This window comes from Fibrobacter intestinalis, from assembly GCF_900167415.1.
Lineage (GTDB): Bacteria > Fibrobacterota > Fibrobacteria > Fibrobacterales > Fibrobacteraceae > Hallerella > Hallerella intestinalis.
The window spans coordinates 1-8,868 of record NZ_FUWU01000083.1 but is presented as its reverse complement, the minus strand read 5'-3'; the positions used below and the strand labels follow the sequence as shown (position 1 = coordinate 8,868).

General features: G+C 53.6%; 2 protein-coding genes. One reads left to right on the top strand and one right to left on the bottom strand.

The features are described from left to right. Positions 1-608 precede the first annotated feature (608 nt). Positions 609-7,205: a glycoside hydrolase family 9 protein gene (locus B5D40_RS14220; protein ID WP_078777449.1), complete on the bottom strand. Its 6,597-nt coding sequence runs from the start codon at positions 7,203-7,205 to the stop codon at positions 609-611. A 124-nt stretch (positions 7,206-7,329) separates the two neighbouring features. Between B5D40_RS14220 and B5D40_RS14215 the strand changes: the two genes are divergently transcribed. Beyond that, entirely contained in the window at positions 7,330-8,493 is a 1,164-nt protein-coding gene (locus B5D40_RS14215; RefSeq protein WP_078777448.1) for a hypothetical protein, read from the top strand. The last annotated feature ends 375 nt before the right edge of the window (positions 8,494-8,868 follow it).

Here is an 8,868-nt window from a genome sequence, read left to right as displayed (position 1 = left end):
AATAAATTGACAAGTGTCGTATAACCCCTCCGGGGTTCGGGGTGACGGTCGCTTTCAAATATGACTGATTTTCTCCTTGGTGGGTACGCAATGACGAATACTACTAGTCTCCTCGAAGATGATGCCTGCAAGCAAGCTTGCGGCGCAACATTCGCCTTGCACGCTTTTGCAAAGGCTCCCTTCCAGGGACAATTCGTCTAAAAGAGTAAAACTCTTAAGACTCATGGGCAGCCTCTTTTCCCTTCACCCTATCCCCCGCCACGCTTTGTAGTTGGAAGTTTTGGTTTTGTGGGGTGGAATAGGATATTGCGCCATAGCGAGAAGGGGGAACTCGGTTATCAGTTATCAGTTATTAGTTTTCAGTTGTCAGTTTCAATCCTCAACTCCCAACTCCCAACTCCCAACTTTCAACTAACCACTAATCCCTAACCATGGTTCGACTAGTTCGACAAGCGGTTACCGAGCTTGCCGAGGTGCACTAACCGACGGTCCCTGAGTTTATCGAAGGGCACCAACCAAGCAAATCGGGTGGAGTTTTGTATATAAGTCCAAAAAAAAAGGAAACCGGCTTGGCGGTTTCCTTGGAATGTTCAAAAGGACTTTTGCGGCTATTTGCTGATGCGGCGGAAGCCGAAAGTTTTGGTCTTGTTCGCCGATTGCTTTTTCGAGTGTCCTTTCTTGTATTTTCCGTTGGCCGTATTGGAAATCGCCAACTCCTTCGCCTTGAAAGAGAAGTGCGAAATATACGCTCCCGTTCCGATATGGCGTCCGTTTTCGGTGCGCGGCGCGATGCCATCGTGGGTCATCCATTCCAGCCGCAGTTTGATGGTGCCGTCGGAGGAAATCGCTTGGTTGGCAATTTCGGAAAGCGAGAAGGTGTAAGTCGTTGTGGCCATTGCCGAACCCGTGTTGTTGAAGAAGTCCACGCTGATTTTCAGTTCGGCGTTCCAGGCGTTTTCTCCCAGCGAATCCTGCTGCAACAGAATCGGCATATTGACGTCGATGTCGAAGGTCGGACCGGCGTGAATGTAGTTCGCCGTATCGTAGGTGACAGGGGTGATCGCCGACAGCTTTTTCTTGCCGCTGGCGAAGATGGTTTCCTTGGAATCGACAAGGTAGGAAAGCCGGAAATGCTCGTCTTTTTGCGGAAGATTTCCTGCATAGAGTTCCTTGCCCGGCGGGGGAGCCGAAATGCCAGCCATCATATTGACTTTGAACGTTACGTCGTCGATATCGCCCTGAACGATGACCCACGGATTTTCCGTTCCCGGGAAATTTTTGTATCCGTCAAAGGCTGTGGAGTATTCCGAACCGATTGGCAAACGGATTTGGTCGCCGACGTGGATTGCGGATTCCGCATCGTAGGAGTAAGAGAACGTCCAAGTCGTTGCCGTATTCTGGAAATTGGTGAACGCATTGAAGAAGGCGGTCGATCCGTCGCGGCGTTTCTGCAAGTAGTAGGGACCTGCGGAGTCGATAACGGTAAGGGGTTCCGAAAGGGTCACGCGGAGAATGCCCATGGCGTCTGTCGGCTTGGTGATGGTCGCGCTGATAATAATCGGCGGGCATCTGTCGTAGAGCGTTGCCGTATTGTCGTCAAAGAATCCGCCGAGAGGGCCTTGCCTCGGAAGAATCAGACCGTTTCCGTTCCGGTTGCCGTAGGTCTTTTTGTTGTAGGTGTCGCCGGTAATCGGAATGCGGATGGCCGTCACGGTATTTTGCACGGAATCCACGCCGATGGTGTCGATTTTCGGGACGAACATGGAATCTTGAATGGTTTCGTACTTGGTGCAGACCTTGTTGTAGCCGGAAACCACCGAGTCGATTTTTTCCACATCGCCTTTAGCAGTAAAGGTCGTGTCGTATTTGTAATAGGGGCGGTCTTCCTGCGAAACGCACGTCTTGATTTCCGAACCCTTTATCCAGGTTCCGTTGGCGGAGTCGAGCTTCGTGATATACTGAATCGTTTTGTCGCCCAGCACGGATTCCGCGTTCCAGCCGTTTGCCGGTTTGGGGAATGCCTTGTAAATTTCGGGCTTGCCCCAATAGACGTCGATCGTGTCGAGCATATCCTTTTCGCGGAGGGACTTGGTAAACTCGATGTAGATTTCATCGGGTTGCCCATCGCCTTCGTTGTCCGCAATGTAGGCGTATTTGACAGGGACGGGGCGCACGGATTCGACAATGGTCACGGGGCCGTTGCAATCGGAAAGCGCATTTGTCGCCATATCGACAACATGGAATCCCGCTTTGACAATCGCTTTCAGGCCTTCTTTGATGAATGCGCCGTCATTATTGCCTTCCACGACGTATTCCCAGATTTTTCCGTTGTCGTTGCTCTTGGCGCTGATCACCTTGATGGTGCTTTGGTCGATTTCGTTGCCGTCCGCATCGTAGATGGCAAGCGGCCAGGAGTTTGTACTCATCGTGATGCGTTCCGAGAAGGCGATGCGGAGAGTGTCCTGCGCATTTTCGTGATTTTCATTTTCGAGAAGCGCGACGCTCGCAAGGGTCGGAGCGATGCCATCGGTAATGGATTTTTCAGCGGTCTTGACCACTCCCTTTTCGGTCATATAGACGACGACTTTTCCTGCGGGAGAAGCGTTCTTTTCCAGGTTCGCTTCATCGATGGGGAATGTCGCTTCTGCGCCAGAGACCTTTGTCGAAGGCTTCAGCACAAAGGAAGTCGCCGCCGTCGTTGCCGAGGAGTCGAGTTGCACTTCCACGCTGTCGAGGGGCATCGAGGAGCCGTCAAATTGCGCTCCGCTGAAGCTGATGATCAGGGCGTCCGCTGTGGAATTGCAGTTCGCATCGGTGAGGGTCGCCGTCTGCGGAATCGGTGTCGTGGGGTCGGCGTAGAAGTATTGCGAAGTCGAATCTTCGGGGTCTTCCACGTCGATATAGACGACCGTTACCGTATCGCCGCCGAGCAGAGGAATTTCCGGAATATCTCCGTCCGCCTTGTTCACCGCCGAAAGCCAGGAGCTTTCAAAGTAGCCGAGGGTGGCGTTTGTCCGTTTCAAGGTGATTTTGGTTGAATCCTTCGTGCGGGAATTGAAAAGCGTTACCGAGATGGATTCGTATCCGGCGTTGTCCTTGTCGCTGACCAGAATCTTGAATTTCATCGGGTCTTCTTTGACCGGGCTAGATACCGAGTTGCCGTCTTCGCGCACAAGCTGGATTTTCCCGGCGGTTCGGTCGCCTTTACTGAACTGCACATAGTAGGAGCGGTTGATGAAAGCGCAGCCGCCGTTTTCCTGGCAGTCGGTGCATTCCGGGTTCGGCCCCGCAAAGATGGTCACATCGACTTTATTTGTGCCGATCGACATTTTGACCGGAATGTTCAAGTCGAAGCGTCCTGTCGAATAGTTGTAAATCGCAGCCGTCGCCATCTGTTCCTTGGAAAGAGGGACGCCGTTCACCCAGATGGAAGTCACATAGCCGTTTTCCGAAATGGTCGCCGTTCCGGTCAGGCGCATGGTGCTGATGGTCGAGTCCAGCTGGATATAGGAACCGTTGGAAACATTGAACGGGGCGTCGAAGGCGACTGTCATCTTGTAATTGGCGCGTTTGTGGGTCATTTCCGAATACGAGGGGCTGAAACCGGAAACGAATTCGTCTTTGCGATAGACGACCACATAGGGATTTATCGGCGCTTCGTCCTGGTCGCCGTCGTCCTTGCCCCAGATGGGCATACCGGCATAGTCCGCGCCGTCTATATCGCGTTCGTGGGGTGCCCAGGTCCAGTCTCCGGAGGTTGCGGACATCCGTTTTTCGGGAGCGGTGCGCAGCGGGTCGCATTTGCCGTTCTGGTAAAGCCCTCTAGAGAAACCGAAGTCGATGCGCATCCGGGAAGAGGATTTGATCGTCGTGGAGCCGAGGGGAATCGGTAGATACCAGTCGTAAGTTCCCGTGGCCGCATTATAGGTGTCTTCGAGTTTGACAGGAGGAGCACCGCGGGCATTGTCGCGGATTTCGCGGTCGGTTTCGCAGGGCTTGTTGAAGCCGGCTTCGTCGTAGGCCTGGCAAATGTCTTCGTCGAGAAGCAGGGGGCAGCTGCCGGGCTGGTTGTTTTGGCCTGGCTGGGGTTCAATCTGTTCGGGTCTTGCTGTGACATAGAGGCGGAGTGTCAGGCTGTCGAATGCCCGATCCTCGTTGTTGTAAATGTTGATGTTCAAAAAGTCCAGCCCGCCGAATTCATACTGGTAAGTCCGGACGGCAAAATCGTAAGAGGTGACCGGAGTCGTGAATTTGAGCGGCATGCCTTCGTCGTCGGTGCAGCGGATGGAATTATAGCTTTGGACGCAGTAATAATAGGTCGTCTTTTCTTTGAGAGTGCCGAGCTTGATGTAATGGAAATTCGTCGGAATGCCCGAAACGTCGGCGTTCTGTTCAAAATTGCAGGTGCCGGTGGGGGAGGTGGGGCAGGTCATCTGGTCGTAACTCGTAAGGGTAGTGTCCCAATAGACTTTCGATTCATACTGGCCGTTGGGGGTGTACCACATGATTTCGGCGCTGTCCGAAGAAAGGTTGCAAACCTTGATGTTCTGGATGTCGGCGTCAGCGGGTGGGCTGGCCAGAGTGGTGAAGGAGAATGGCGTGCTCGTGCTATCGACAAGCCACTTGGTCGTATAGTTTTCGCTTCTGCCGTTGATAGCGACGACCTTGAAATAGTAAGCGGTTCCGTTCTGGAGCCCCGTCATGTGGAATTCGTGGCTGACTCCGTAAAGGGTGTCTTTGAAGATTTCGTTGAAGGGGCCTGTTTCGTTCGTGCTGTAAAGGATCATGGCGGGACCGCGCATATCCTGGGTCGTCTTGACGATGGCGGAATCGTAGCCGACATAGCGGATTTCCACGTTGATTCCGGACGGAGCGCGGCTTCTGTCTTCTTCGCGGACAGCGACTGCGCAAGAGGCGACGAACATGGCGGTCGCGTCAATGCAGGTTTCCGAAAGGTGGTAGTCTTCCCAGCTCATGGTCGAGGGAATCCAGGCATTGCCATCGGCGACGCTCGGAGTGACCCCGCCAAAGAGGGCGCCTGTCGGCGGGTTGTAAACATAGCCGGCGCCGGGCATGTTTTTGCCTTCCGGGTTGCTGGCGCGGTGGTGCGGGTGCGCATCGTTCTTGTCACCCACGCCGAGCAGGAATGAAACGTCCCACGGATTCACGCCGAGCATGTAGTTCAGTTGGTTCGTGCCGAGCTGCTTCATCGCGGCGGAGTTCCAGTTCTGCACGCCTTTTTGCGGCAAGGAAACCCCTTCCAAATCTTTGGTTACATCGGAATAGGCGAGAACTTCAAAAATGTTTCCGGCCTGGTAACGGTTGTAAATCCAGGTCTGGTCTGTTTGCATATTATACCAGAGATCCCCGAAAGAAACGGGCGTCGGACCGTTGAGAGTCGGAATCGTGATGCTGTTGGAGCCGGAGCCGCCGAGATAGCTGATGTTTGTCGCTAAAATCAGGGCGACGTTTTCCGCGTATTTCAGGCGGGTCTTGTTGTCTATCCCGTATTGAAGTCCGGTCGCTTCGTCTTTTAAAAGCATCTTGTAGAAGCCGTAAAGCGTGTAGGTGTAGGCGTTCGCCCAGCTCGTGTTCTTGCTCGATTTGCGCATGCCGTCCCGGTTCCAGGCCATCCATCCGCCGTTGAAAAATCCGACGGAAGCTTCTTGGGGAACGCCGATGGTCGCATCTTCGACCGCATCGTTCAAATAGTTCATTCCGGAATCCGGATAGGTCGCGTAGTGGAGCGCAATCGCCGCAATCGCCAGGTCGTCGTGGGATTCGTTGTTGCCGTTGTAGGCCGCGCTAGACCAGCCGTCCGCCTCGGTATTGTAAACGTAGGGCTTGCCGCCGTCGTAGGTGCCCGGCCCCAGATCCTTTTCTTTGAGCTTCAGGTTCTTGGCGAAGTCGTACATCTTTTTGGCGATCATCAGGCAGCTGTCTGCAAAAGCTTTGTCGTAGGTCGCGTAATCCTTGCCGAGAATCGCAAGGCCGGCGGCAATCTGGCCCGAAATGTTGGATCCGAGCTCGCCGAGCCGCAAGTCGCGTTCGTGCGGGCCTCCGCGTCCCGTGAGAGTTGTCGGGAGAGCGTCCTGGTTTTCCGGGCGTCCCCACCAGCCGTGGTCTGCGCCGAAGTTGCCCACGGAAACCACCATGTTGTCAATAACGCCATTTGCAAAAACATAGGAACGGATAAAGAAATCCGCCCCGTGCTTGGCTTCGCGAAGGATGTCGGGAACGCCGTCCGTATTGACGGTTTCGCCCATATTGTAAGCGTAATTGTCTTCGTCCCGGTCCGGGTTGGATGCCGCCATCACCGCAAGAACCATAAAGGCGTAAGCCTGCGTCTGTGATTCTTTCAAGTGGTCGCCGCAGTCATACCAGCCGCCCTGAAGCGCGCCTTCCTTGGGCGTGAATCCAGAGACCTCGGCGCCGGCTTGGCCTTGCACAAATTTTCCGCCGCCGTCTTTCGTGTGGCTCGGCTTATGAAACCAGGATTCTGAATTGCCGCTACGGTTGATTCCGTAGAATTTCAGCGTGGCGTCACGAACCATCGAATAGACTTTGTCGCTAATAATAAAGGAAGCGGAATACTGCTTGAGGACTTTGACTCTGTAGCGGGTATTTGTCGCCAGTCCCGTCATGTCGGCGAGATGCCCGACGCAAACCGTTCCGCTCGGACCGTCGGCGTCAACGGTGTAACGTTTCTGGTTGTTCGTCGCGGCATTTGTCCCGGCGATAATCGTCCACGAGGAACTGGTGGATTTGCCTGTGCTTGTAAAGGTGCCGCCGCCGGCGACCTCGTTCCCGTCCAGATCGACGACGGAATAGGTTTCTTTACAGTTGCCGTCGGAAACGTAGTAGAATTGCTTTTCGGAATCTTCGGGAAGGTAGCCCGCCTGGTTAATGCGGATACGTCCAATGCGCAGGTTCTGGGCGTCGCGGAAAGCCTGGTTCAGGGAGTCCGGAATGATGCCGTTCGGTTTGAAATCCAGTGGCACGGTTCCGACAGGGGGAACGGGATTGTGCTTTGTCGGGTTGGGCCTGTATTGGCTGAAACTTTCCACGGTTCCGCCTTCGTCGGTTGCTGCGGTGTCCCATACCATAGGCCAGATGGGGCGAATCAAATCGTAGGGTGTCGGTTGCTCTTGTTCGACCGCAAAAAGGGCAGCGGAAAAAAACAGGATGTACGCAAAAACAGGCACTTTGGCTCCTTTTTTTGAAAAACAAACACAATCCCGCCAAAAAATAATTTTTTCTTGTGGCGATGTTATAGAGTTTGAAAAAAGTTACAAACGGACAGGGAAGGGTTGTATTTATATTTGGCTCATGATGTTCAGCCGTTCTCGTATTATTTCGTTAGTCGGCGTTTCGGCGCTGTTGTTGAATGCTGGTTTGAATCTTGTCGCTTGCGGAAGCGACTCCAGTTCCAGTTCCGAGGAATATCCCGACACCTATTCTTCTGAAGAGGAAAGATCCTCATCTTCGGCGAAAGTTTCGCTTTCGTCTTCGTCTGCTGTTTCTGGCAATTCTTCTTCGGGTGGGGCCGTGGCCTCTTCTAGCTCGTTTGCCGCCAAATCTTCGGCTTCGACGGAAACGACCAGCAGCGATGAAATCTTGAACGAGCCTCAGAAGGCGATTTCGGGGACCTGCGCTCCCACCAAGCAGTCTGTGGAAAAAGGCGAACTCGCGGAATGGAAATTTTACCGGGCGGAAGGCGACGTTTTTGCGCAAATCACCGCGCCTTTTGTGTGGGCATTCGAAGGGGCGACCGTCACCAATGTGCAGGGAAACGGGCTTGACAAGGTCAATGTCCGCTATAATGATGCGGGTGCCTATGCCGCCTATTTGAATGTGGACGGCAACGACGTCCTTTGCGACACGATTCAGGTTCAGGGTATTCCTATTTCGGTGAACTCTTGCAAGCCTTCCGTTTCCACGGCGAAAGCGGGCGAAGCCATCACTTGGACGGTGGATGCGGAATCCGAGTCGCCCATTACGGGCTATGTGTGGACATCTTCTTACGGAGAAGTCTCTGGTTCTGGTGCTTCCGGGTCGATGATGGCGACTTCCGCGATGCATAAACAGAGCGTGACGGCGACAGTCGCGGTATCCAATGCCGACAATTCCATTGTAAAATATGTCTGCGACGGTGTTGCTGTGGTGGACCCGGAATCGGTGGATCTAGTTCTAGAGTTAGGGAGCATCAACGATGCCGACAAATACGGTGAGACGGTGCTTCCTGGTCTTCCCGATTCGCTTTTCATTCCTGCTCAGACGGCGACAACGGTCCAGGTTCCTGCGGGCGCTCCGAGTGGCTGCACCATCGGCTGCAAACCGAAAACGGGTTCGGACTATATGAATTTGCAAGTCTTCTGGGACTCGGATGAAGCGCTTTCCGGCTTTGCCTATTTCGCTCCGGCGGGTTGCGCTCCGGGCAAAAAGTACACGGTAACGACTACGGTAACTGCCATTTGCGTGGTGAACAAGTAACGGTTTGCTTCAGGAAAGAGCGGAAATGCCGCCTAAATCTGGAGTTAGAATGAATGATTTTTAGCTGGCTCTAAAATTCGTTTTCAAAAATCGGTTGCTTTAGAGTGGGTAGTTGTCAGTTGTTAGTGAGCCTGCCGCCCTTCGACTAGTTCGGCTGGTTCGGCAGGCTCACCAACCAGCGGTCCCTGAGCCAGTCGAAGCACGGTTGCTGAGCTTGTCGAAGCATTACCAAAGCAATTTTTAGAGTTTTATCAGTATCGGCTAAAAAGATTTTGTTGCTGCGATAATCGTTAGGAATGTCCGGGATAAGGACTGCGGGCTAAAACAACTCACAGGGCTCTACTCGGACCCTTTGCTTCCCGTGGGGGATTGCAT